This is a genomic window from Chryseobacterium binzhouense, from assembly GCF_007474545.1.
Lineage (GTDB): Bacteria > Bacteroidota > Bacteroidia > Flavobacteriales > Weeksellaceae > Chryseobacterium > Chryseobacterium binzhouense.
In genome coordinates this window covers 382,715-406,016 of sequence record NZ_VKOG01000001.1, presented here as the reverse complement: position 1 = coordinate 406,016, position 23,302 = coordinate 382,715, and the positions used below count along the sequence as shown (strand labels likewise).

At 31.1% G+C, this 23,302-nt stretch carries 23 protein-coding genes; 18 read left to right on the top strand and 5 right to left on the bottom strand.

Annotated features, from left to right (window positions below; genetic code table 11):
* The 4 genes from FNE73_RS01940 to FNE73_RS01930 form a co-directional block, all read right to left on the bottom strand.
* Positions 1–2,196, bottom strand: a complete 2,196-nt coding sequence (locus FNE73_RS01940) for a lantibiotic dehydratase family protein (RefSeq protein ID WP_143883102.1) — start codon at positions 2,194–2,196, stop codon at positions 1–3.
* The gene (locus FNE73_RS01935; RefSeq protein WP_143883101.1) at positions 2,197–4,431 is read right to left on the bottom strand and encodes a CocE/NonD family hydrolase; all 2,235 of its coding nucleotides are present in this window, start codon (positions 4,429–4,431) and stop codon (positions 2,197–2,199) included.
* A 99-nt stretch (positions 4,432–4,530) separates the two neighbouring features.
* Positions 4,531–4,677: a hypothetical protein gene (locus FNE73_RS16645; protein ID WP_185147269.1), complete on the bottom strand. Its 147-nt coding sequence runs from the start codon at positions 4,675–4,677 to the stop codon at positions 4,531–4,533.
* A 182-nt stretch (positions 4,678–4,859) separates the two neighbouring features.
* On the bottom strand, positions 4,860–6,614 hold the full coding sequence (locus tag FNE73_RS01930) for a helix-turn-helix domain-containing protein (protein WP_143883100.1): 1,755 nt from the start codon (positions 6,612–6,614) through the stop codon (positions 4,860–4,862).
* 307 nt (positions 6,615–6,921) lie between these two features.
* On the opposite strand from FNE73_RS01930, the gene FNE73_RS01925 reads away from it, so the two are divergent.
* From FNE73_RS01925 to FNE73_RS01900, 6 genes are all read left to right on the top strand, one after another.
* Complete coding sequence (locus FNE73_RS01925) at positions 6,922–7,158, top strand: bacteriocin-like protein (protein WP_143883099.1); 237 nt, start codon at positions 6,922–6,924, stop codon at positions 7,156–7,158.
* A 46-nt stretch (positions 7,159–7,204) separates the two neighbouring features.
* The gene (locus FNE73_RS01920) at positions 7,205–8,293 is read left to right on the top strand and encodes a TlpA disulfide reductase family protein (RefSeq protein ID WP_143883098.1); all 1,089 of its coding nucleotides are present in this window, start codon (positions 7,205–7,207) and stop codon (positions 8,291–8,293) included.
* Positions 8,294–8,296: 3 nt separating this feature from the next.
* A complete protein-coding gene (locus FNE73_RS01915; RefSeq protein WP_143883097.1) occupies positions 8,297–9,808 on the top strand; it encodes a vitamin K epoxide reductase family protein in 1,512 nt (503 codons plus the stop codon).
* A gap of 5 nt (positions 9,809–9,813) precedes the next feature.
* Positions 9,814–12,009, top strand: coding sequence for a peptidase domain-containing ABC transporter (locus FNE73_RS01910; RefSeq protein WP_143883096.1), 2,196 nt, complete (start codon positions 9,814–9,816; stop codon positions 12,007–12,009).
* A 71-nt stretch (positions 12,010–12,080) separates the two neighbouring features.
* Positions 12,081–12,434 carry a four helix bundle protein gene (locus tag FNE73_RS01905; protein ID WP_143883095.1) on the top strand — a complete coding sequence of 118 codons (354 nt, stop codon included), beginning with the start codon at positions 12,081–12,083 and terminating at the stop codon, positions 12,432–12,434.
* Between the two features lie 100 nt (positions 12,435–12,534).
* Complete coding sequence (locus FNE73_RS01900; protein WP_143883094.1) at positions 12,535–13,830, top strand: HlyD family secretion protein; 1,296 nt, start codon at positions 12,535–12,537, stop codon at positions 13,828–13,830.
* On the opposite strand, the gene FNE73_RS01895 is transcribed toward FNE73_RS01900, so the two are convergent.
* Entirely contained in the window at positions 13,821–14,657 is an 837-nt protein-coding gene (locus FNE73_RS01895) for a hypothetical protein (protein WP_143883093.1), read from the bottom strand. The two genes, FNE73_RS01900 and FNE73_RS01895, sit on opposite strands and share 10 nt — an antisense overlap.
* 375 nt (positions 14,658–15,032) lie before the next feature.
* Here FNE73_RS01895 and FNE73_RS01890 point away from each other — a divergent pair, with 375 nt between their 5' ends.
* The 12 genes from FNE73_RS01890 to FNE73_RS01840 all read left to right on the top strand — a co-directional run bounded on the left by FNE73_RS01890 (position 15,033) and on the right by FNE73_RS01840 (position 23,295).
* Complete coding sequence (locus FNE73_RS01890) at positions 15,033–15,236, top strand: hypothetical protein (protein WP_143883092.1); 204 nt, start codon at positions 15,033–15,035, stop codon at positions 15,234–15,236.
* Between the two features lie 63 nt (positions 15,237–15,299).
* Positions 15,300–16,955 (top strand): sensor histidine kinase, encoded by a 1,656-nt coding sequence (locus tag FNE73_RS01885; protein ID WP_143883091.1) that lies wholly within the window; start codon positions 15,300–15,302, stop codon positions 16,953–16,955.
* A gap of 5 nt (positions 16,956–16,960) precedes the next feature.
* Entirely contained in the window at positions 16,961–17,626 is a 666-nt protein-coding gene (locus tag FNE73_RS01880) for a helix-turn-helix domain-containing protein (protein WP_143883090.1), read from the top strand.
* A 137-nt stretch (positions 17,627–17,763) separates the two neighbouring features.
* Positions 17,764–17,913, top strand: coding sequence for a hypothetical protein (locus FNE73_RS16640; protein WP_185147268.1), 150 nt, complete (start codon positions 17,764–17,766; stop codon positions 17,911–17,913).
* Between the two features lie 4 nt (positions 17,914–17,917).
* Complete coding sequence (locus FNE73_RS01875) at positions 17,918–18,250, top strand: YegP family protein (protein ID WP_143883089.1); 333 nt, start codon at positions 17,918–17,920, stop codon at positions 18,248–18,250.
* A gap of 10 nt (positions 18,251–18,260) precedes the next feature.
* The gene (locus tag FNE73_RS01870; RefSeq protein ID WP_143883088.1) at positions 18,261–19,334 is read left to right on the top strand and encodes a type I restriction endonuclease; all 1,074 of its coding nucleotides are present in this window, start codon (positions 18,261–18,263) and stop codon (positions 19,332–19,334) included.
* A 9-nt stretch (positions 19,335–19,343) separates the two neighbouring features.
* Entirely contained in the window at positions 19,344–19,646 is a 303-nt protein-coding gene (locus FNE73_RS01865) for a hypothetical protein (RefSeq protein WP_143883087.1), read from the top strand.
* Positions 19,647–19,658: 12 nt separating this feature from the next.
* Positions 19,659–20,270 (top strand): hypothetical protein, encoded by a 612-nt coding sequence (locus FNE73_RS01860; protein ID WP_143883086.1) that lies wholly within the window; start codon positions 19,659–19,661, stop codon positions 20,268–20,270.
* A 2-nt stretch (positions 20,271–20,272) separates the two neighbouring features.
* Positions 20,273–20,635: a DUF6804 family protein gene (locus FNE73_RS01855; RefSeq protein WP_143883085.1), complete on the top strand. Its 363-nt coding sequence runs from the start codon at positions 20,273–20,275 to the stop codon at positions 20,633–20,635.
* Between the two features lie 4 nt (positions 20,636–20,639).
* Positions 20,640–21,047, top strand: a complete 408-nt coding sequence (locus FNE73_RS01850) for a hypothetical protein (RefSeq protein WP_143883084.1) — start codon at positions 20,640–20,642, stop codon at positions 21,045–21,047.
* Positions 21,048–21,050: 3 nt separating this feature from the next.
* Positions 21,051–22,394, top strand: coding sequence for a beta-carotene 15,15'-monooxygenase (locus tag FNE73_RS01845; RefSeq protein WP_185147267.1), 1,344 nt, complete (start codon positions 21,051–21,053; stop codon positions 22,392–22,394).
* Between the two features lie 10 nt (positions 22,395–22,404).
* On the top strand, positions 22,405–23,295 hold the full coding sequence (locus tag FNE73_RS01840) for a hypothetical protein (protein WP_143883083.1): 891 nt from the start codon (positions 22,405–22,407) through the stop codon (positions 23,293–23,295).
* Positions 23,296–23,302: the final 7 nt, after the last annotated feature.

The following is a 23,302-nucleotide window of genomic DNA, read 5'->3' as shown; positions in this document are numbered from 1 at the left end:
TTATATTTTAAACATTGGAAAAACAAACTCTTTTTTGAGATCTTCTCTGCCGTGATACAAATATTCTTCTACTGTGACAGATTTATGTTTCAGGATAATCTCCAGAAAGATTTTGATCATATCTGAATTTCCCAGATTGATCGGCAAAATATTATCAGACTGCACCCACTCAATCCACTGTGGAATATTTCTTTTAATTCTCCAGTTTTGTATTTCAGATACGATTTTCTTCTCTTCTTTATTATCAAATATTTGTAAAGATTGTATTTCCTGCTCTGTAATACTCCATTTAGCTTTAGATAAAATAATATTTTTATATTCAACTCTCGGTAAAAACCGATAAAGCCGGCTTAATGCTCCCCAGTTAAAATGTAGACTTCGCCGTTTGTTCTGTGAACTTAAATCGCATAAAAAATTATATACGGGAAGCGAAGAACTATTTTGATAATTGTGTGCGTTGGTTAGAAAAGGGATAACTTTCTTGTTAAGTTTTTTCGATCTTAAAATAAGGTGATCATTTTGTAATGAAATATAAAGATCATTCACAAAAACCCGTCTTTCTTCTGATACAACAGACTGCGCCAGATAAGTAATTTCGTATTTTCTTAAAGTAGGTCTTCTGATGATATTTCCAATTCTGGAATCAGGAAGATGAATTATTTCTGCTAAGATTACATTATTGTCAGTTTGCAATTGTTCTTCCTTATCTGTAATCTTTTTAGTTAAATCCTGTACTTTACTTTTTTCGGAGCAGAATCTGCCAAGCAGATTTGCAGCACTGCTTCCTCCAATGCCTCCGAGAGATAATTTTTCTTTGTTATTTTCGGAAATCAGCTCCGCCATTACGGAAAAAGTTTTGGGTAAATCTTCCCATTTTTCTTCAAAATCTTTTACATCTTCGTCGGAAAATTCAATAATGAGTTGGTTTTCTAGAGATGCTTTTTGTATTTTTTGATTAAGAACTTCTTGGAAAGGGGTCAGAGTAAATTCAAGTTCGTCTTTATTTCGAGACCTTGGAATTTTTAGCTCTTCAAGGTAAGAATGCACTCCTCTAGTTTGAGTATTTTGTCTGTATCCAATTCCTATTTCAGTATCCAAAACAAGAGATAAAGATATTTCCTCAGATTCATAACGTTCAGCAAACGCTTTTTTAAACTCTTCAATGTAAGTATTTTTATTATAAGAATTAATTTTATTTAAAAATATAATCCCCTCTTTAATTTTCTTTTTCGTGTCGGGACAAACATAAAATTTATTTTGAAAATACAGATCGGTCTGAAAGAGATATTTTTGCTCATATTCAGTATTTAGAAACTGAATTAAACTCTCAATTTTCTGATATTCTGAAATAGGGTTTCCTATTGCCTGATCCAGTTGTAAGAGTTTTTCTTTAATCTCTTTTAAAATTTTTGTTTCCCTTGAAGTTTCAACCTTATCTAAAATTGAAATGATATGATCGAAATAATTTTCACCTGATACCACAGGTTCCAATTCGCTTACTAAGACCTGATTTTCAATTAATTCTTCAACAAATTCTTCGGCTTCTGTATAAGAAATTTCTTCTGCAACTAATGATTGTGCAATCTGTTGTATTGTTTTTCCTTTCTTTGAAAAAGCTAATAAATGAAAAAGCTCTTCCGAAAACGGTGCAGAGGAAATAATATAATCTCTTTTTCTGTTTACATATTCGTACTCTATGTACCTTATTCTTTTTCCAACCTTATAGATACTATTATTGGGAAAATATATCAATTGTCTTCTGATTTCTTTCGTATTCCCTAGTTTTCTGCCTAAAGATACAAGGAAATGCATATCCAGTTTAGTATCTCTTAATTTTCTTGAAACTGAAGTTTTCAGATCGGACTTGTCAAAAGAGCCCAAACCAATTCCTGAAAATAAACCAAACGGAGTTGCTCTTGTACTCATTCTGATATAATATTTCAGAATGGTATGATGAAGCTTTTGCACATTTTTGAAAGCAAAATCTTTTTCCGAAAGCAGCCATTGAGACATTTTCTTATATAATTCCGGTGAAGCAAGATAAATGGCTTCCTGAAAAATAGGATTAATACAGATTTCACGAAAATCTGACTCTGATAATTTCTCTTTTGAGATTTTTTTATGAAAATCTTTCTGCGAATAATGTGGAGTACGCACTGCAAACTCCTGAAAAAACTGATATGGGAACTGGGGCATTTATTTGTTTTCTGAAACAGGAATTTCAATATAACTGTCGTTATAAAACTTTATTTCAAGAGGCTCTTTAGCATCATCTATTGTTTCTTCGCTTACATCTTTTCCTGTTCCATAATTAACTTGCCACAAAGGATTTTTATTAACACCAACTATTAAAACAAGTTTATTTCCTTTTTCGATTTTCTTACTTACAAATTCATTGTTAGAGATAAGCAGGGATTCTTTTTTATTTGGAACAAGTAAATTTCTTTTCTCGTGGTTTTGTGAATAACTTGCTCTCCCCAAATAGCTTGACAATAAAAAGTATTTACCATCTGGCAAAAGTTCATATAAATTGACATAGATGTCTACATCTTTTTTATTAATTGAAAATTTAAGTTTTCCTGAAAAATTACCTGAAAATTCAAAGGTTTTATCGAAAGCATCTGTAGAAAAAATTAAATTATTTTTTTCATAAATTGTTTTTTCAATTACATCATACTTTAATGCAAGTAATTCGTCTGCATCAGATCTATCTCTAAAATCTATTTTAAGTGAGGAAAAATTTGTGGTCTTATTTTTTGAGGCAGATAAGTTCTTTTTTTCACTTTCTAAATAGAACTTCACTTTATTCTCCTCAAAGTTATGAATGGAATTTGTACTTTTCCACTGATTTGAACCCATCACCTGATAATTGATTCTATCTTTTATAAATGTCGGCTTTTCTTTATCTTTTAAAATATAATCGAACCAATCAATACAAATTTTATTCAAATCTATATCAGCGACTTTATCTATTGTGTAACCTCTTAGTTTTTTCTTGATATTCCCCTGAGCACCCGAATGATCGTATGGACCAATGATTAAATAATGCTCAGCTTTTTTATTATATTTATAATGCTGCTTTAGATAATATAATGCTCCTAACTGATCTGAATCGTAATATCCTGTCATTGTCAGAACAGGGATGTTTATTTTAGAAAATTCCTTTTTATAAGGCACCATACTTTTCCAGTAATTATCGTATGCGGGATGTGTAAGCCATCTTTGAAAAATAACATCCGTTTTTCCACTTAATGAATCTAATTTTTTGAAAGATTTACCTGTTTCATACCATTTTTTATAAATTGGATTCCATTTTTTCTCTTCAAAATCCTTGTAGCTAATCATTTTGTTGTTAGTGACATAGTTTAGCCATCTTAGCGCATAAGATGAAAAAATATTATTATTCATAGGAAAATCCATTGTTCCAATTCCTACAGGAGCTTGCGGTATTATTGTTTTTAATGCAGGATGTAGGTTTTTTGTTGCTGCCCATTGACTAAACCCTAAATAGCTTCCGCCCATCATCCCTATTTTTCCGTTACTCCATGGCTGCTTCACAATCCAGTCTATGACTTTGTTGATATCTTCTGTCTCATTCTCAAATGGCTCTATTTTGTTACTACTCAAATATTTACCACGTGTATTTAAGATAACACAAGCATAACCTTCTGAAGCGTATTCTTTAGCTTCATTAATATTTGCTGCACTTGAATAAATTGTATTTATTAAAATAGTATTTAAGGGTTTGGACGTTTTATTATTTACTACGATACTTAGTGTAAGATCAACATTATCTTTAGTAACAATTTTCACACTATCATATACTGTGTAATTTTCTTGATCCAGTTGTTTTAATAATGGCTTTGCAAAATGGAAGGTTTTTCTGGCAACATTAAGCGAGTTGTATTCTCTGCAAAGCTGTACTGCATCAGTTATTTCAATACTGTCATTTTTTATTTTAGTTTGAATGGTTTCACTAATGTATTTTTCAATATCTGCGAGATCAAAATCAAAATATTCAGGGAGGATAATTTGTGACTTCACGGGTAGTTTTTTATATTTTTTTACAAACTCCTCCTCATATATTTTTTTTAACTCATCAGTGTTTTTTGCTCTTTTTATAGTATTCATGTAAATTTCAAACTGCGTTCCCATTGCAGACGCTTCAATGGGATAGTCAGACCGATAAATATCTCGAATTGATTCCAATTGAGAAAGTGATAAATCATAATCTTCATTAATCATATTAATCCTGAAAGCATTCTCATAAAAAGTTGATGGCTCTTTTTCTGAATATTTATCTTTAAGTTGAGTTGCTAAATATTTTACAAGATTTTCTGGATTCGAGGTCGTAACTCCTTTTACATTTATTTTTTGACAAAAAATAAAATTGAAAAAAGTAAGAAAACAAATAATTAGAATGTTTTTCATTATATCTGTAGCGAAATTTACTAGCGAAAGAGTATTATAAAATGCTCATAACTTAGATTTAAAATTGAGGCTGTAAACTTTTAACAGCCTCATCTTGTTTTACCTATTTGTTCTAGGTTGAAGAGGTCCGTTGACGCCTCCCGGGTTGTCGGTATTGTCCAAAACAGTCTGATTATCTCCTCCAATACCTCCTGCAACAGCACTACCTCCCATAATAGTGTTTAATCCATTTTGAATTTTAACCATTTTTAGCTTATTTAATGAAAGCTTTTTTTGATTGTTTTTTACCTTTCTCATTGCAATAAATTAAATCTTAATAAACGGTACAAAATAAGTTCCTTTAAAAGGGTTATCAAAGAAATTAATCTCGAAATTTACCAATTTCTTATTCATCATTTTTACAAATATCATATTTTCAGAATATTATCCTAATTTCTTTCTTGTAATACTTTTATATAATACGAAGGCAATGTCCCTGTAATTTTTTTAAAAGCATTAGAAAATGATTCTGAATTATTGAAACCTGCTTGGTCTGCAATAGCTGAAATTGTAAATTTTCTAAGTTTTTTGTTATCTTGTAATTCTTTTATTATATAGTTGATACGCAATTCATTCAAATATTTTGAAAAGTTCTTCTCTTTAAGTTCATTAATAGATTTGGAAAGATAATCACGATTAGTTCCCAAATCTTTTGCTAATGCATCAATTGTAATGTTTTTTTGAAGGAAACCTTTACTAGTCTCAAAGTGTTCTAACTTTAGATTTATTTCTTTTAAGATATTATTGGGTACCGTATATTTAGGTTTCTCAATATTTACAGTATTATCCTCAATTTTTTCATTTGTAGTAGAGATAGGATTTGGAAATTTAGGTTCAGACTCATTTATCCGGTGGGTTAGTAAAATTTTTGCCTGTTTTTTATATTCTTTTACTTTCCTTATATTCTTAATAAATAAAAAGAACAGTATTAAAATAACAGTGCTGCCTAATCCCAAAGAACAATACAGAATAGAATTTTTATTATTTAAATCAGAGATTAACTGTTCTTTTTCTTGTAACAGTATGGGTGTATCGTATTTTTTATAAATATCCTTTGAGAGATATTGCTTACTATTATTTATAATGCTATCTGCATGAAATAACTTATTGATGTAAGTAAGTTGATTTTCTTTATCCCCAATGGATTTGTAATAGTCTATCAGAATTTCGTAACCATCTCTTGTTACCGGAAGAAATTCGTTAGAAATAAAAGAAAGTGAATCTGACTTTTTAAAATAACTAATTGATTTTAATTGATTCTTTTTTTCATGATTAATTTTACCTAAAAAATAATAGACAATTGCCAGATTGGGCTGATCTTCATTTTTCTTTAGCTTTTCTTCTACCGTTAAAAGATTCCTGACGGCATTGTCGTAACTCCTTAAATGATAGTCAGCAATACCTTCAGACATCAAAAAATAAACAAAATGAGAATAATCATTATACTTCTTACACTCCGAAATTCCAATTTTGTTAAAGACTTTACTTTGAGAATAATTTTTTGTTTTATTGTAAGCGTTTGATACTGAAAAAACAGAACCAATATAGCTTTTTACATCTTTTGTGTTAGAGTTCAGTTTTTGCCTTTGGTATTTATAATACTCAATAAAAAGTTGTAGTGCATCTTCATTTTCGTCGGTTGCTGTTTTTAATATACCAATAAGTTTCTTGATGTAATAAAACTGGTCGGGATTCCTGTCTTTTGATAAAGTTTGTGCTGTTATATAATGATCTAATGCGCTTTTATAATTAAATTCTTTGTAATCTAATATACCTTTTATAATATGGGCTTTAGCAGGATACTCTTTTGTGTAAACATCTTTTGTAATAATTAAAAGCGAATCTGCATAAGGCTGACCTTCCCTTGGTTTTAAACCTTTTGAATGCGCAATTTTGTAATACCCATCATATATAAGGTCATTTTTTCTAGCTTTCTTGCCTTTGCTTAAAATGGTATTGGCATATATTTCTGCTTTAGAATTATCAATTTGAAATACTTCATTATATGCTTTAACCAATTCTTCATAGTTTTTATTTTTTAAAGTATCTGGGATTTTAAATCCCTTTATACTTTGTGAAGAAATCAATGTATAATTTAATAATGCCAAAATTATAAAATAAGAACGAAGCATTTGTATTTTCATCTTACAAAACTACAATTTTTTTAGAATTTAATAGGGGTTTCAAGATTAACATATAATCAATTGACTTTATATAATTTACAAAAAATAACATTTTCGATTTTTATCAATTTCGACCCCAAAACTTACCAATTTCGACATCTCTTGTTTGTCTATTTCCCAGCACTACCGCATCTTTGCTTCAACAAAACACAAATGTTTATATTTTGTTTGTGCGCACAGCAAAATTATAAATGAAAACGCTGATCAGCAAAAAACCCATGTCGGGGTTTGTACGGCAAAAATTATTATTAAATAAAATTTTTTTAAAATGAAAAATCTTAAAAAACTTTCAAGAAATGATTTAGGTAATATACTGGGTGGACAAGCTTGTACATTATCAATTCAAGGATCAAATGGACAATGGGTAACCAGAACTGGGACTTGTGAAAAAAAGATGGAATTAATACATGTTGGCGAACTTACCATTCCTACTTTTACAAGTTATTGTGAAACAGGTTTAGGGCAAGTAAATGTAACATCAAATGGTGGAAGATCTCGTTGTTAATGTACTAAATCAAAATAAGGAGGTTTTTTAGCCTCCTTAAAACTTTATGAAAAAATATTATTCTTATTTTTTGATTCTTTGTACTTTATCGTGTACAGAAACCAAGCATACCTTAATTTCAGGAGATATTAATAATTTGCCTGATGGAAAAATGTACTTATATAAGGACAATGTAAATAACCGAATTGATAGCACAATTGTAAAAAATGGCAAGTTTAATTTTAATTATATATGGAATGATAGTGAACCTGTTTATTTAGGTCTAGATCATGTTGATAAAAAAAAAGTCACAAGAGCATTTAATTTTCCTACTGAATCTAAATATTTAGGGGCTGGCTGGAACTCTCCTAATTTTTTATCCGATTCAATTATTAAAATTACTGGAAAAATAATTGATTTTGAACTTAAAGATTTAAAACTACCTGATAATTTTAAATTTGTAACGACACAAAAAATTGTTGCTGGAAAGCAAACACTTGCTTTTTACAATATTGATAATGACATATTTGATCAAATTAGTAATGGAAAAGTTGAGATTATAAAAGAAAAAATAAAAATTTATCCTTATTCATATCACTTATTATATAAAATTAACGAAACTAAAAATAGTTTCTCAGCAAAACAGTTAGTCTCTCTTTTAGACTCTTTTAAAGGTGATATTCGTAAAAGCGAAACATATAAAAACCTGAAAGCATATAACGATAAAAGATTTAATGAAAAAACTGTCGTCCTTCCATTACTTGAAGATAACACAGGGAAAAAAACTGAAATAATAAATAAAAAATACAAAAAGCATCTGATTGTTTTCTGGGCAAGTTGGTGTGGTCCATGTAGACAGGAAATTCCTATTTTAAAGAAAATCCATTCTCAATATAAAGATAAGGTAGAGTTCATTTCAATTTCTTTAGACGAAGATAAAAAGTCGTGGAAAGAGGCTTTAGCTCTTGAAAATATGACATGGAAACAGCTTATTGTAAACAAAAAAAATATCACAGACTATGAAGCCCTACAAATAAATTATAAACTTGACCAAGCAATACCATATACTGTCCTAATAGACAGCAACAACAAAATACTTTCAAAAACTACCGGTTTATCAAACGAAAAAGAACTAATAGAGTTGCTAAAAAAGTAATTTATGATAGCTTTTTGTAATAAAATAAAAATTTCAAAAGAAGAGTATCTCTTTCAATTTCAATCACATCCTAGTTATCCATCAGCTTTAGCTTTTAGTGATACTTTAAGGTTTATGGGAATAAAAAATGATGCTTATGAGTTGGACAAAGAATATTGGGATGAACTTCCTGACGAATTTATTACATTTCTTGATAATTCCTTTTCGTTTGTTCAGAAAAAAAATAATGAGTTTATAATATATTCTGATAAAATAGAAAGTCTTACTAAAGAAGAGTTGCACGAAAAAACCAATAATCTTGTTTTTATATTAGAAAAAAATATAAAGCAGAATACCACAAAATCAGATTTTAATTTTAAGTATTCTATTTACTTCGTTATTTTCTTTCTAATAATGTATTCTATATTTCAGCTTGATTGGTATAAAAGTTTGTTCAATATGCTGTCATTATTGGGCTTGTTTATTTCTTTAGAATTATTTAGTCAAAAATTTGGTCATGACTCTTTAATAGTAAATAGCATTTGTGGAGTTACTTCAAATAACAATTTACAAAGTTCCTGTAAAAGGGTATTTTCTTCAGATAAAATAGATATATTAGGACTAAAATTATCTGACTTTAGCCTAATTTACTTTTTAGGAATTACTATCGTAGGAACTCTTTTTCCTCAGGCAGAGATTATTTTAAAAATTGCGGCAATAACTTCAGTATTTATTATTATATACTCATTGTATGTTCAGTTTTTTTTAGAAAAAACACTGTGTAGAGTATGCCTAATAATTATTTTCATTTTATTGTCTAATTTAACCATAAGTCTGATTTACTTAAATTTTAATTTCTCCATCAATTTTATTTTTATCGGAATTGTTTTATTTGTTACTTTATTTTTTACTGTTGCATATATAAACACAATTATAAAAGAAAAAGAAACTCTAAAAGTTTTGAATGCAAAAAATCTTAGATTTAAAAGAAATTATGAATTGTTTAAACGCGAGCTTTTAAGTAAAGATAAAATTGAGTTTTCAGATGAAAATATCTTTTTCTTAGGAAATAAAAATGCAAAACTCCATATATCCGTTATTTCTAATCCTTATTGTGGTTTTTGCAAAGACGCCCATAAAATATTAGAAGATTTACTATCAAAATATCCTGATAAAATTTCTGCACAATTAAGGTTTAATTATTTAGGAGGAAATGTTGAAGAAAAATACACGCAGTTAATCTCGGGTTTCCTAAATATTTATAAAAACAAATCTCAACAAGAGTTTCTAAAAGCTATTGACTCTTGGTTTGAAAATAGAGATGAAGAAGAAATCAGTAAAAAAACGAAATCGAAGGTGAGTGAAGATTTAACTGACATTATTCAGAATACTGTAGAAAACATAGAAGCTCAACTTAATTTCACTCCAATTTTTATTATTAATGGGTATCAGTTTCCAGATAAATATGAAAGAGATGATATTTTCTATTTTATAGATGATCTTTTGGAGGATGAAGAAATAATGAAGAAAATATAAAACCGTTGAAAAAAAAATTTCCCTTTTACCTTCAACCCGATGCCAAAGACTGCGGTCCCACATGTCTCAGAATCATCAGTAAACATTACGGCAAAAGCATTTCTTTGCAGCAAATTCGTAATCTTTCGGAGACGACTCGTGAAGGAAGCAGTTTATTAGGGTTGAGCGATGCAGCTGAAGACTTAGGTTTCCGTTCATTGGGTGTTCAGATTGATTTTAATACACTTGCCTCTGAAGTTCCTTTTCCGTGTATTGTACACTGGAATAAGCAGCATTTTGTTGTCGTTTATAAAATTGATAAGAATAATAATGTTTATATCTCTGATCCAAGTTATGGATTGATAACCTACGCAAGAGAAGAATTTATCAAATTCTGGATCGGTGAAAACGCTAATGAAAATACGGAAGAAGGTATTGCTCTTATTCTGGAAACCACACCTGCGTTTTTTCAAACGGAATTTGATGATGAAGAAAGCAAAGCAAGTTTTTCTTTTCTTTCAAAATATCTACTGAAATATAAATCGCTTATTTTTCAGTTAGCGGTAGGTTTGCTTGCAGGAAGTTTGCTTTCCCTTATAATGCCGTTTCTTACCCAAAGCATAGTGGATATCGGGATTCAGAATCAGGACATTAATTTTATTTATCTTGTGCTCCTTGCACAGGTGATGCTTTTTCTCGGCAGAATGGGAATTGAAGTCATCCGAAGCTGGATATTGCTTCATCTTTCCACAAGAATCAATATTTCCATTATCTCTGATTTCTTTATCAAACTGATGAAACTTCCAATCAGTTTCTTTGACACGAGGATGACCGGAGATATCATGCAGAGAATCAACGATCATCACAGGATTGAGCAACTTCTCACCAACTCATCACTAAACACTTTATTTTCGTTAGTCAACCTGATTATTTTTAGTATCGTTTTGCTGTTTTATGATTACAGATTGTTTGTTGTCTATTTGGTTGGAGCTGTTCTGTATGTCGGATGGATTACTTTTTTTCTTAATAAAAGAAAAGAACTTGACTATAAAAGATTCTCACAGGTTTCTCAGGAACAAAGCAAAGTGATTGAACTCATTAATGGTATGCAGGAAATCAAAATGCACAATGCCGAAAAACAAAAACGTTGGGATTGGGAATTTCTGCAAGTCAAATTGTTTAAATTGAGAATAAAATCGCTTTCGTTAGAGCAATGGCAATCGGTTGGCGGAAATTTCATCAATCAGATGAAAGATATTTTGGTGAGTTTTCTTTCCGCTAAATTGGTTTTGGAAGGAAATCTTACTTTAGGGATGATGCTTTCGGTTCAATATATTATTGGACAGCTCAACAGTCCTCTTTTACAATTAATTGATTTTATTAAACAAACGCAGGATGCCAAGATTTCATTAGAAAGATTAGGCGAAATTCATGATAAAGAAGATGAAGAAAATAAAAACGAACAATATGCCAATGAGATTCCTGAAAAAGATATTGAAATCAACAATATGTCTTTCAGATATATTGGTTCTGACCAGTTCGTTTTTGAAAATTTAAGCTTAAATATTCCATTTCAGAAAACTACCGCTATTGTCGGAGCCAGCGGAAGCGGAAAAACTACATTGCTAAAACTTTTAATGAAATTTTATGAACCCAATGAAGGGGAAATAAAAATCGGTAATACTCAGATGAAGAATATTTCTCCAAGATTCTGGAGAGATCAATGCGGTGTTGTGATGCAGGAAGGTTATGTATTCAATGATACCATTGCCAATAATATTGCGGTAGGAGAAGATTATGTAGATAAAAATAAACTGAGAAAAGCAGTAGAAATTGCCAATATTAAAGATTTCATTGAAGAATTGCCATTAAGCTACAATACGAAAATCGGAAACGAAGGCATTGGGATCAGTGGCGGACAAAAACAAAGGCTGTTCATTGCAAGAGCAGTGTATAAATCTCCGGAATACATTTTCTTTGATGAAGCTACAAGTGCTTTGGATGCCAACAACGAAAAAGTAATCATGGAAAATCTTGAACAGTTCTTCAAAGGCAAAACGGCAATTGTGATTGCACACAGATTATCAACCGTGAAACATGCCGATAAAATTATTGTTTTAGATAAAGGTAAAGTGGTAGAAGAAGGTAATCATGCAGAATTGGTTACTTTAAAAGGTGAATATTACAGACTTGTTAAAAATCAGTTAGAACTTGGTAATTAAGTAGTATTTAGTAAGTAGTAATTAGTATTTTAGTTCAACCCGATTGATAATTATTTCTACTAATTGATCAAATGAAAAAAGATAATGTACTCCATGATAAATCAAAGAAATTTGCAATACGTATTATTCATTGTTACAAATTTTTGACGGATAGTATGAGAGAATTTATTCTCTCTAAACAGCTTCTGAGAAGCGGAACTGCTATAGGAGCATTAATTGCAGAAAGTAAATTCGCACAAAGTGATAAAGATTTTTTAAACAAATTATACATTGCATTAAAAGAAGCAAATGAAACCTTATATTGGCTTGATCTTTTGTATGAAACCAACTTTCTGTCAACAAAAGAATTCAATTCTATATCAAAAGATGCAACAGAATTACTGAAGCTATTAATCTCAATAACAAAAACATTAAAATCAAAATAGGTTGGTTTTGGTAGTATTTAGAAATTAGTAAGTATAAACTAACTAACAACTAATTGCTAACTATTAATTGCTACGTACTAACTGCTAATTGCTAATTAAAATGAAAGATATTTTAGATAACATAGAACTCCGCTCAGAAAGCGTTCAGGATATTCTTACACAGCCTCCTCACTGGATGATCAGATGGGGAAACACGGTTATTTTTATTATTTTGATTATGATTATGGTGATGAGTTACATCATCAAATATCCGGAATTTGTTCCCGCTCCGATTATTGTGACCTCCCAGAATCCGCCGGAAAAAATTGAAGCGAGAAGTAATTCAAAAATAGAAAAAATCTTTATTAAAGATCATCAGAAAGTAAAAAAAGGTGATGTAATGATGGTTTTACAGTCTACCGCAAACTATCAGGATGTTTTGGAACTTAAGACAATTGTTGATTCTATAAAATCTGATGAGCTGCTTTCATTCCCGTTGAGTAAAGTTTCCAATTTCAAACTGGGCGAACTGCAGGGTGATTACAACAGTTTTGCAAAAGCTTTTCAGGACGAAAATTTATTCACCAGATTACAGCCGTATGCTCCGGAAAACCTTGCTGCCAATCAAAGCATGACAGAAGCGAGAATAAGAATTGCTAATTTAATGCAGCAGAAAAATCTGGAGATTACAAAATACGAGCTTACCAAAAAAAATTATCAGCGTTCTCAGGAATTATTCAATCAGGGAGTTATTGCAGCGATGGAGCTGGAAAATGAAAAAATAAAATTCCTCCAGGCTCAGCAAAACCTCGAAAACATCAATATTTCTTTGTCACAGTTACAGGAAAACATAACCAATCTTAATAAAACAAAAAGCGGAACGGCAATCAACACAGAGAAGGATAAAATTACCTACTCTTCTCAGACTTTACAGCTTTTTGAAAATCTCAGAAAATCTCTAAAACAATGGGAACAGACATATCTCATCGTTTCTTCTACTAACGGAATGGCGAGCTTTCAGCAGTTTTTTGGTGAAAATCAGTTTGTAAAAGCAGGAGATCCTATCATCTCTATTCTACCCGATCATACAGAACAATTGGTAGGCAGAATGTCTGTTCCTGCTGTTAATTCAGGAAAAATAATTGCGGGAGAAAAAGTTCTGATCAAACTGGATAATTACCGTTTTCAGGAATACGGAATCATCGAAGGAAAAGTACAGAATATCTCTCTTACACCCGATGACAAAGGAAATTATTATGTAGATGTTGTTCTTCCGAAAGGTTTGCAAACTTCTTACAATAAAATCCTTAAGTTCGACAAAGAACTCCGTGGAAATGCAGAAATTGTTACACAGGATTTAAGATTAATAGAACGGTTTTTTTATCAGATCAGGAAATTATTAGGATATCAGTCCTGATTTTCATTATCTGATCCTGCATAGTTTTCAATAATACGATCAGTGGCTTCTTTTAAAGTTTTTCCATTCTCAGGATGTCGTCCAAAACTCGTAAAAAAATCCACTCTATTATTACTTTTATCATACCAGACTTTCCCTCTGAAATTATTAATATTAAGGGTATCTGGTCTTGTAATTTTTTTAAGATATGTAAACGTACTAGGATTCATTGGGACAACATTAATTTGCGGTCCCAAATAACTGCTGTCTGTTGCCATATATCTATCATTTTCCCAATACATATAGGGCTTATCAATAGCGGGAGAACCCCAACCAGACATCCAATTGAAAGGTTCGGGTGTTTTTTTATTAGAAAACATGACGCCTCCTGTAACCAGAAGCAATACAAAAGTCATTTCTAAAATACCCAATCCGTTTTTTTTGATAAAATCAGGAATTTTAAAGTTTTGCTCATTGGTAATATTAATGATGATATTGGAAAGTTTTTCAGTTAGAGATTCTTCATCCTCACCAACACTTATTTTTACCATTGTTTTATTAGCAGCCTCATCTTTCTTAATGAATGTTCTTGAAAAATCGGTGAAGTTTTTAAAACCTACATACTCACTGAATCTATCAAGCATAAAATCTTCCACTTCAATTTCATCCCTGGTCTCATCTATGAATGCGTCATAATATCTTGACAGCGTCCTGTCAGAAATACATTTGGGAAATCTCTCATCAAAGTAAGACCACAAGTAAGATGCTAAAGCATTTTTAGTTTTCTTGCCTGTTTCTTCTTTAGCCTTATTAAACATTTCCTTGATAAGCAACTTTTTCTTGGACATGATTATTTAGTTTACTACAAATTAAATGATTTTCAACCATATAGCATTATGGTTTTCCGTAATACAAATTTCCGTCCCGTTGTCTACCGCTGTCTAAGATCTGTCTAACCCTTACCTCATTTTCTGATGCATCTTTGCCATAGAAATCAGTGACAAACTAAAAATTATAAAAACAAACATTTAATCTGATTTCTAGACTACCTGATAAAACGGAAGAAAACTCCGGGTTGGGAAGCAGATGTTTCTCTTCCGTTTTTGAAGGTCCACTTCCCAAAAAATTTAGAAGCGCTTCAATTTTTTTAATCGTGTAAAACTATCTGTGATCTGTTTCGCAGGGAAGAACACGAATGCTTTAACAATAAATTTTTTGACAAAATGATACAATTACTTTTAATGCTACTTGGCTTAGCATTCGGAAACAATACAGCAAACACAACAAATTGTAATAATGGAAATACAGTAACCACTCAAAACAACCCAGGAACGGGCTTTGATCCGGGAAGCGGAACAGGAGGAGGAGATGATGGAGGAACAGGTGGAAATACAGGACAATTACCTCCACCCTTACCAAAACCATAAATTATAAACGGACAGATTTTAGTAATCTGTCCTTTTTTTCTTATTTTGCGGGAAACTATTAACATGAAAAATTTTTTAACCGCTATTTTATTAGTTTGCTTATTACATCACTGTAAAAAACACAACACAGAAGCTTCTGGCGTTACATCAAATTCTAATTTTGAAAAAGCAAAAAAACTCAAAAATCTAAATGTAGATTCAGCATTTATATATTTTAATATTGCCAAAAATGATTTTCTTAACGTAAATGATTCTGTAGGAGCCGCAAGATCTTTAATAAATATGGCTATTATACAGTCTGACACAGGAGATTTTTATGGTAGCATTGAAACTTCTCTGGAAGCTGATAAATATTTAAAAACTGCTGCGAAGAATGATTTTGTAAACAATCTTTATTCATCAAATTACAATAACCTCGCAATATCATCAAAATCATTAAAAAATTATAATGATGCTGAAAAGTATTATCAAAATGCTTTACAAACAACTGACAAAGAGGAGTACAAATCAGTTATTAAAAATAATATAAGTGATGCTTTAATTCTTCAAAACAAAACCGAATCAGCAATAAAGCTTTTACAGAGACTTTCAAAAACAAAAGACAGCATCAACTATGCACGCGTTTTGAATAATTTAGCAAAAGCTAAATTCCTAAGTAATACAGAATATAACGCAATTCCAGAATTAGAAAAAGCCCTACTAATTAGAAAAGCAAAACAAGATTCTTTAGGATTAAATTCCAGCTTTGCCACCCTTGCAGATTTTTTTATGAATAAAGATAAAAACCAGTCATTATTCTATGCAAAGTTGATGTTAGACAGAGCAATAAAAAATAAAAGTCCCGATGATCAGCTTGAAGCATTACAAAAAATCATCAACTTAGATGAAAAGAATTATTTAAAATATTTTAATCGATTTCAAAAACTTAATGACAGCATACAAACCGCCAGAAATAAAGCTAAAAATCAATTTGCTGTCGTAAGATATGATGTTGAACAGAAAAATGCCGAAAACAAAAATTTAAAACTTCAGAAGCTTGAAGATGAAAACAAAATATTAATTCTTTTTGGAAGCTTACTATTATCAATTTTGGTTATTGTTTTTTTGAGAAAAAGACAAATAAGGCTAAAGCAGGAAAAAGAACTCGAAGTAAAAAACACAGAGCTTCGGTATTCTAAAAAAGTACATGATAAAGTAGCCAACAAAGTTTATCATGTCATGTCTGAAGTAGAGAATACTGAAAACATGAACAAAGAAGTTTTACTGTACAAACTTGATGGGATTTATCAAATTTCAAGAGATATATCTTATGAAAAAAATGATGTCGTTCTTGAGCATAATTTTTCACAACATTTATCTCAAATGCTAAAATCTTACTCATCAGAAAATATCAAAGTTCCGATTATTGGTAACGAAGAATCTTTGTGGGAAGATGTTGGAGATCATTCGAAGGTTGAAGTTTTTTATATTTTACAGGAACTGATGACCAATATGAAAAAACACAGCAAAGCAGATAAAGTTCTTCTTGATTTTTCACGCGAAAATGACTTGATAAATATTGTATATTCTGATAACGGAATAGGAATTTCGGAATTTTCTCCAAAAAATGGTGTGCAAAATACGGAATCCCGTATAAATTCTATTGGTGGAACAATTAATTTTGACACGAAAACAGAAAATGGTTTGAAAATAACCCTTTCATTTCCAGCAAAAAATTAATAATTATGTTTAAAAAAACACTGATAGCAGAAGATTTCGAGAGTTACAACTCCTCTGTACAAAAAGCCCTTGAAGAATTAAAAATTGAAATCATAGATAATGTTCAGTATTGCGACGATGCATTTATGAAGATCAAAAAAAGTATTCGTGAAAAAAAACCTTATGATCTGCTGATTACCGATCTTTCGTTTGTAAGTGATCACAGAGAGCAAAATATAACAAATGGTCGCGATTTAATCAATATTATAAAAAATGAATCTCCAAGTATCAAAATAATCGCTTTCTCCATAGAAGACAGAGCCGAAATTGTTGACGACCTATTCAAAACACACGAAATCAATGGTTTCGTTTCCAAAGGTCGGGAAGATCTTAAAGAACTAAAACAAGCTATAAAAGCTGTATTTAATAATCAAAAATATATTTCAACCAATATTAAAAATTCGATAAAAACGAAAAATTCTTATGATTTCACAAGATTTGAAATTATTCTTGTAAAATTACTTTCAGAAGGCATGATGCAGAAAAACATCCCTGAATATTTAAAGGAAAACAACATCAAACCATCCAGCTTGAGCAGTGTAGAAAAATGTCTCAACAATATGAAAGAATCTTTAGGAGTAGGTAATAACGAACAACTGATTGCTCTTTGCAAAGATTGGGGAATTATTTAATCTTATTTTCATAAAACATTCATACGAACCTTTCAATTTTTTTGAAAGGTTTTTTCGTTTTACGGTTTCCCGTAAGGATTGGTTTCTAAAGGGTTATACTTTTGGAGTATTAAAAACAATTTAAAAAAATATTTATTATGAATGTAAAACATACACCAACAGAAATTGTACATAAAGGGCAAAAAGGAGGAACAACTGGTTGTGGAACCAATACAAATGTTCATTCAGACCACTGGACAAATACTTCCGATAAAATAACATGCGATAAAAACGGCTGCAAAAACTAAAATCATGGGAAAATTTGTAATCACTCAAAGAGTAAACAACGAGTATCAGTTTAATCTGAAAGCCGGCAACGGAGAAATCATTTTAATGAGTGAAGGCTGCGTTCAGAAATCATCTTGTCTTAAAGGGATAGAATCTGTGAAAAACAATTCGCAGGACGATTCCAGATACGACAGACGAATGACCGTTAACAACAAAGATTATTTTGTGCTGAAAGCAAGAAACGGAGAAATCATAGGTAAAAGTCAGTATTACAGTTCAAAATCTGCTATGGAAACCGGGATTGCATCAGTAAAAGCCAACGCTCCGACAGCAGAAACTGTTGACGAAACCATTTAAACCAAAAACCATGGATCTTAAAATAAAACTAGAACAGCTGCATCAAAAAGTTGTTGGACTGAAAGATCAGATCGGAACAGAAGAAGCCACAAAGAATGCTTTCGTAATGCCTTTTATTCAGATTTTGGGATATGATATTTTTAATCCGACTGAGGTTATTCCGGAACACATCTGTGATATCGGAACGAAAAAAGGGGAGAAAATAGACTATGTCATCAAGAAAAATGACGAACCCATTATTATCATCGAATGCAAACACTGGAAAGAAAATGCCGATGCTCACAATTCTCAGCTTCACCGTTATTTTCATGTTTCAAAATCCAGGTTTGGAGTTCTTACCAACGGAATTGTCTATAATTTTTACACAGATTTGGAGAAACCGAATATTATGGACGAAAAACCTTTCTTTACCATTAATATTGAAGACATCAAAGACAGTTCTATCAAAATTCTGGAAAGCTTTACCAAGAAAGAGTACAATCTTGAAACTATTTTAGATTCTGCAGAAGCATTAAAATACATAAAAGCCATTCGAAAAGAATTTGAAAAAGAAATTGAAAATCCTTCCGACGAAATGGTAAAAATGTTGGTCAGCCGATTTTTCAATAAGCCACTTATCGCAAACCGAATGATTGCCTTTAAAGAATATACTAAAAAAGCGTTGACAACATCCATCAACGAATCTATTAGTTTTAGATTAAAATCGGCATTAAGCATCAACGAACAAATAGAAAAGCAGGAAGAAAAAATAGTCACCTCTTCTCCTATTGACGACAACAACGAATCTAAAATCGTTACCACAGAAGAAGAACTGGAAGCTTTTCAAATTGTAAAAGCCATCTTGCGGGAAAAAATTCCATCTGAAAGAATTGCACACAGAGACACGCTGTCGTATTTCGGAGTTCTGCTCGATGACAACAACAGAAAGCCACTTTGCAGATTTCATTTCAACACGGCAAACAAGTATCTGGAAACGTTTCACAACGGAAAAGAAGCGGGAGAAAAAGTTTTGCTCAATAATCTCGATGAAATCTACAATTTCAGAAATCAGCTTCATCAGACTTTAGAAAATTATAACATTTAAACAATCACTATGAAAAAATTACTACTTACAAGCCTTTTAGGTTTAGCCTTATTATTACCTACAGCTATTTCAGCTTCTGATAACAGCACAGCTTCAGCAAAAGAAGTGTCTTTCTCCAAAGGAAAGAAAAAGAAAAGCAGAAAAAGCGCAAAAAGTAAAAGAAGCAAAGCGAAAAGATCAAGATCAACAGCAAAAAGAGGTTGTACTTACAACGGGCACGAATTAATTGTTGGTCCGAGAGGAGGTTGTTATTACTATTCCGGAAATAGTAAAGAATATGTAGACAGATCGTATTGTTCTAATTGTAACTAATAAAAAATAATTATGAAACTCAAATTTTTACTTTTAATAATTTTCTCATTTTCTTTTCTTACACAAATTGAAGCACAAAGAAGAACTACAAGTGTAAAAGGCTATACAAGAAAAGATGGAACTTATGTAAGACCACATACAAGAAGTTACAATTCAGGAAGCAGCTATTCATCCAGTAGTTATCAAAGCTCACCATCTTATTCATCAAGTTCTGATGAAAGCTACTCTAAATCTAAAAAAACATCTTCTGGTGACTATTTAGCTTCTACATCTAATTATAATGGAGATAGAATTGAGAAATCAAATTTAATTTCTATTCAAAATTCTGATTTTGAGACGGAAGATGGTAATATTATTTATTTATCAGTTCTCTATTACAATGATAAGGTCATAGATATTTGCCCTATTTCAAAAAACATAATTGATGATTGGGCATTTGATGAGGTAAATCATTCTTTCAATAAAAATAATTTAACTCCTCAAGACGCTTTAGACTTAGTTTCAAATTATGGATGGAGAATCAGTAAAGACAAAATCAGTAGAAGTTTTAGATATGTAAGTTCCTATGACAAAGTACTTCCTAATTATTTAATTAAAAAAATTGAGGCAGTAAAACTAAAATAACCATGAAATACCTCATCATCATAGCTTCACTATGCTGTTTTATCGGCATTATCGATTTACCGATTGGCTATTACACTTTTCTTCGGATCATCGTTTCATTCATGGCATTTGTCATTATTGTGAATGAATTCAGAAGCAGAAGATTTTGGTTTATCACTTTTGTTTTAATCTTTATTCTTTTCAATCCAATTGTGCCGATTTACCTTTATTTAAAGCCATTTTGGATTATCATAGACTGCATTGTAGGACTTTTATTACTCTACTATTTCTACACGCTAATCCCGAAGAAAAAAACAAAAGAACCAGAAACCATCAATACTAATCACATAGAAATCCCTCGAACCAGAGACAGAATAATTAAATAAAAATATGGAAACCACACAAATACCTGAAAATCTTAAAGCACATTTTTTAAGATTGTATCAAATGGCGATATGCGACGAAGATTTTAGTCCGCTTGAACTGAAAATGTTGTATAAATCTGCAGAAGAAAGAGGAATTTCACAAAAAAATCTAGACGAAATTCTTCTTAATCCTATCAATTCCAAAAACTTAATCCCTGAAAATCTTGACGAAAAAGTAGAATATCTCTATGATCTTACTGCAATGATCTGGGCAGATGGAATAGTAAGTCCCAATGAGTATTCTGCGCTTCAGAAATATGTATTAATGTTTGGCTTTTTGGAAGAAAATGTAAATGACATTGTAGATTATTTCATTGAAGCGGTAAAAAACGGAAAAACCAAAACTGAAATTATTAATGCCTTAAATAATTAAATCATGAACACCATGACCTCGAATATTAAGAATCTTTTTCGGCTGAAGCCCGTTTCATCAGAAGAAAATATAACATCTGCGGCTCAGACCGAAAAGCTGTCAGAAGAAGCCAGTGAAGAAAGCAGAAAGCGTACTTATCATGAATCCGGTTACAGAGACAGCTCTCGAAATAGTGGCAACCATACTGCTTTATCCATCTGTCTGGATGCCATTTACTCCAAATTTCAAAACGAAGAAAAAGAACTTGTTGATAAGCAGAACAAGCTCAAAGAACCTTATCTGAATGAGCAGAAAAACAAGGAAACCGAAATTAAAGGTTTAACCGTTTCTTTAGATAATAAAGAGGAAAAACTGGTTAATATTGATGGAGAAATTAAAAATGTGCAGAGTATAATTGAAACTATTAAATTTGAAATTAATGATCTGCCCAGAAATCCGGAAGCATATAGCGTAAAAGCCACAAAAGGGGCTTCTACAAAATTCTGGATCGGTCTTTTTCTGCTTTTACCTATCAGTTTATACCTGTTTACATTTTATATTTCAACATCTTACTCTGCATTTTTCAAAAATTTTGATGCCAACGGCAATATTATTCAAAGCGTTCTAGATGCACAGGCTTTCAATAAAGCATGGGAAGAAGGTCCGTTGGAAGGTGCTTTTGTAACATTAATTCCTTTTGTATTTTTGGGTCTGGGATATTTGATTCATATGTTTGGAGAGAATAAAAACTGGATCAATTATTCAAAAATTGCCTTGCTATTCATTATTACATTCGTTTTCGATGCTATTCTGGCGTACGAAATTGAGTCAAAACTTTACGAACTAAACAAGACTTTCAGCTCTGCTCCATTCGATCTATCTGTTGCGTTTACAAAAAATCAGTTCTGGGGAATTATTTTCGCAGGATTTATCGTGTATATCATTTGGGGACTTGTGTTTGATTTTGTAATGAAAGAGCATAAAGAGAAAGATAAAATTAAAAATGAACAGATAATAAGACAAAAAAATATCTTAGTACACCAAGAAAAAATTGTTGACTTTGAAAAACAAAAGGAAGAGATAAGAAACAGCATAGGAAGCATTAAAGAACTGATTGCCAAAGCCAAAGGAAGGGTGGAAGAATTGCAGAATATCATTGATGGGGTTATCATTCCCACCAAAGATTATAAATCATATGCTTCGGAATATATGCAGGGATGGATTACGTTTATCGGTGAAAAGCTTGCCGTTTCCTACCCGGTAAAACAGGATATGATTGAAGAATGTAAAAAACAATACAACTACAATCTCAACAAAGTTGGTGCAAATTCTGACAGTCAAAACTCTGTTTATATGTCTGTTCTTTAAAATTTTAATTATGAAAAAAATATTCTACCTCATTATAGCTTCTGTATTTTTTATCCAATGCGGAAAACCGAAGGAAAAAGTTTCAGAAAATCCAGTTACGCCAAATAACTCGGCAAAAAATCTGAATGTAAGTGTATTAATCGATCTTTCCGATAGAATAGATCCAGAAAAAAATCCCAATCCTACGATGGAATATTTCCAGAGAGATACAGAATACATTAAAGCGATAGAAAAAGGATTTTTAGATCACATTAAAAGCAAAAAAGTAATTCAGCTCAACGATCAGATGCAGGTTTTCTTCAATCCTGAACCTTCAGATCCGAAAATGAATGAGCTTACCAAAGAATTAAAAGTTTCTTTCGATAAAAATACAACGAAAGAAAACATCAGTCTGGTTGAAAAGAAATATTCACAATTACCTTTAGCCATTTATCAGTCAGCAATAAAAGACAAAAAATATGTAGGGTCGGATATTTGGGAATTTTTCAAGAATAAAGTGAATGATTACTGTGTAAAAGATGATCACAAAAATATTCTTTATATTCTTACAGACGGGTATATGTATCATAAAGACTCCAAGTTTTCGGAAGGTCAAAAGACATCTTATCTTACTCCTGAGCTGATAAAATCTTTAAATCTTAATTCTTCCGGTTTTAAATCTGCAATACAGGATAAAAACCTTGGCTTTGTGAAAGCTAATGAAAATCTTGAAGATCTGGAAGTGATTGTTTTGGGAATTAATCCTGTAAAAGGAAATCCTTTTGAAGCTGATGTCATCAAAGAATACTGGGAAAACTGGTTTAGAGAAATGAAAATAAAAAAATATCAGATCAAGTCAGCAGATTTACCTTCTAATCTGGAGCCGGTAATTCTGAACGCTATGATGCCTTCAAAAAAATAAAAACACT

Coding starts and splice junctions, on each gene's coding strand:
- FNE73_RS01850 (WP_143883084.1), top strand. CDS start 20,640: ATGGAAACCACACAAATACCTGAAAATCTTAAAGCACATTTTTTAAGA.
- FNE73_RS16645 (WP_185147269.1), bottom strand. CDS start 4,677: ATGGTTAAAATTCAAAATGGATTAAACACTATTATGGGAGGTAGTGCT.
- FNE73_RS01915 (WP_143883097.1), top strand. CDS start 8,297: ATGATAGCTTTTTGTAATAAAATAAAAATTTCAAAAGAAGAGTATCTC.
- FNE73_RS01940 (WP_143883102.1), bottom strand. CDS start 2,196: ATGCCCCAGTTCCCATATCAGTTTTTTCAGGAGTTTGCAGTGCGTACT.
- FNE73_RS01885 (WP_143883091.1), top strand. CDS start 15,300: ATGAAAAATTTTTTAACCGCTATTTTATTAGTTTGCTTATTACATCAC.
- FNE73_RS01880 (WP_143883090.1), top strand. CDS start 16,961: ATGTTTAAAAAAACACTGATAGCAGAAGATTTCGAGAGTTACAACTCC.
- FNE73_RS01930 (WP_143883100.1), bottom strand. CDS start 6,614: ATGAAAATACAAATGCTTCGTTCTTATTTTATAATTTTGGCATTATTA.
- FNE73_RS01900 (WP_143883094.1), top strand. CDS start 12,535: ATGAAAGATATTTTAGATAACATAGAACTCCGCTCAGAAAGCGTTCAG.
- FNE73_RS16640 (WP_185147268.1), top strand. CDS start 17,764: ATGAATGTAAAACATACACCAACAGAAATTGTACATAAAGGGCAAAAA.
- FNE73_RS01920 (WP_143883098.1), top strand. CDS start 7,205: ATGAAAAAATATTATTCTTATTTTTTGATTCTTTGTACTTTATCGTGT.
- FNE73_RS01865 (WP_143883087.1), top strand. CDS start 19,344: ATGAAAAAATTACTACTTACAAGCCTTTTAGGTTTAGCCTTATTATTA.
- FNE73_RS01935 (WP_143883101.1), bottom strand. CDS start 4,431: ATGAAAAACATTCTAATTATTTGTTTTCTTACTTTTTTCAATTTTATT.
- FNE73_RS01860 (WP_143883086.1), top strand. CDS start 19,659: ATGAAACTCAAATTTTTACTTTTAATAATTTTCTCATTTTCTTTTCTT.
- FNE73_RS01925 (WP_143883099.1), top strand. CDS start 6,922: ATGAAAAATCTTAAAAAACTTTCAAGAAATGATTTAGGTAATATACTG.
- FNE73_RS01890 (WP_143883092.1), top strand. CDS start 15,033: ATGATACAATTACTTTTAATGCTACTTGGCTTAGCATTCGGAAACAAT.
- FNE73_RS01905 (WP_143883095.1), top strand. CDS start 12,081: ATGAAAAAAGATAATGTACTCCATGATAAATCAAAGAAATTTGCAATA.
- FNE73_RS01855 (WP_143883085.1), top strand. CDS start 20,273: ATGAAATACCTCATCATCATAGCTTCACTATGCTGTTTTATCGGCATT.
- FNE73_RS01840 (WP_143883083.1), top strand. CDS start 22,405: ATGAAAAAAATATTCTACCTCATTATAGCTTCTGTATTTTTTATCCAA.
- FNE73_RS01895 (WP_143883093.1), bottom strand. CDS start 14,657: ATGTCCAAGAAAAAGTTGCTTATCAAGGAAATGTTTAATAAGGCTAAA.
- FNE73_RS01875 (WP_143883089.1), top strand. CDS start 17,918: ATGGGAAAATTTGTAATCACTCAAAGAGTAAACAACGAGTATCAGTTT.
- FNE73_RS01870 (WP_143883088.1), top strand. CDS start 18,261: ATGGATCTTAAAATAAAACTAGAACAGCTGCATCAAAAAGTTGTTGGA.
- FNE73_RS01845 (WP_185147267.1), top strand. CDS start 21,051: ATGAACACCATGACCTCGAATATTAAGAATCTTTTTCGGCTGAAGCCC.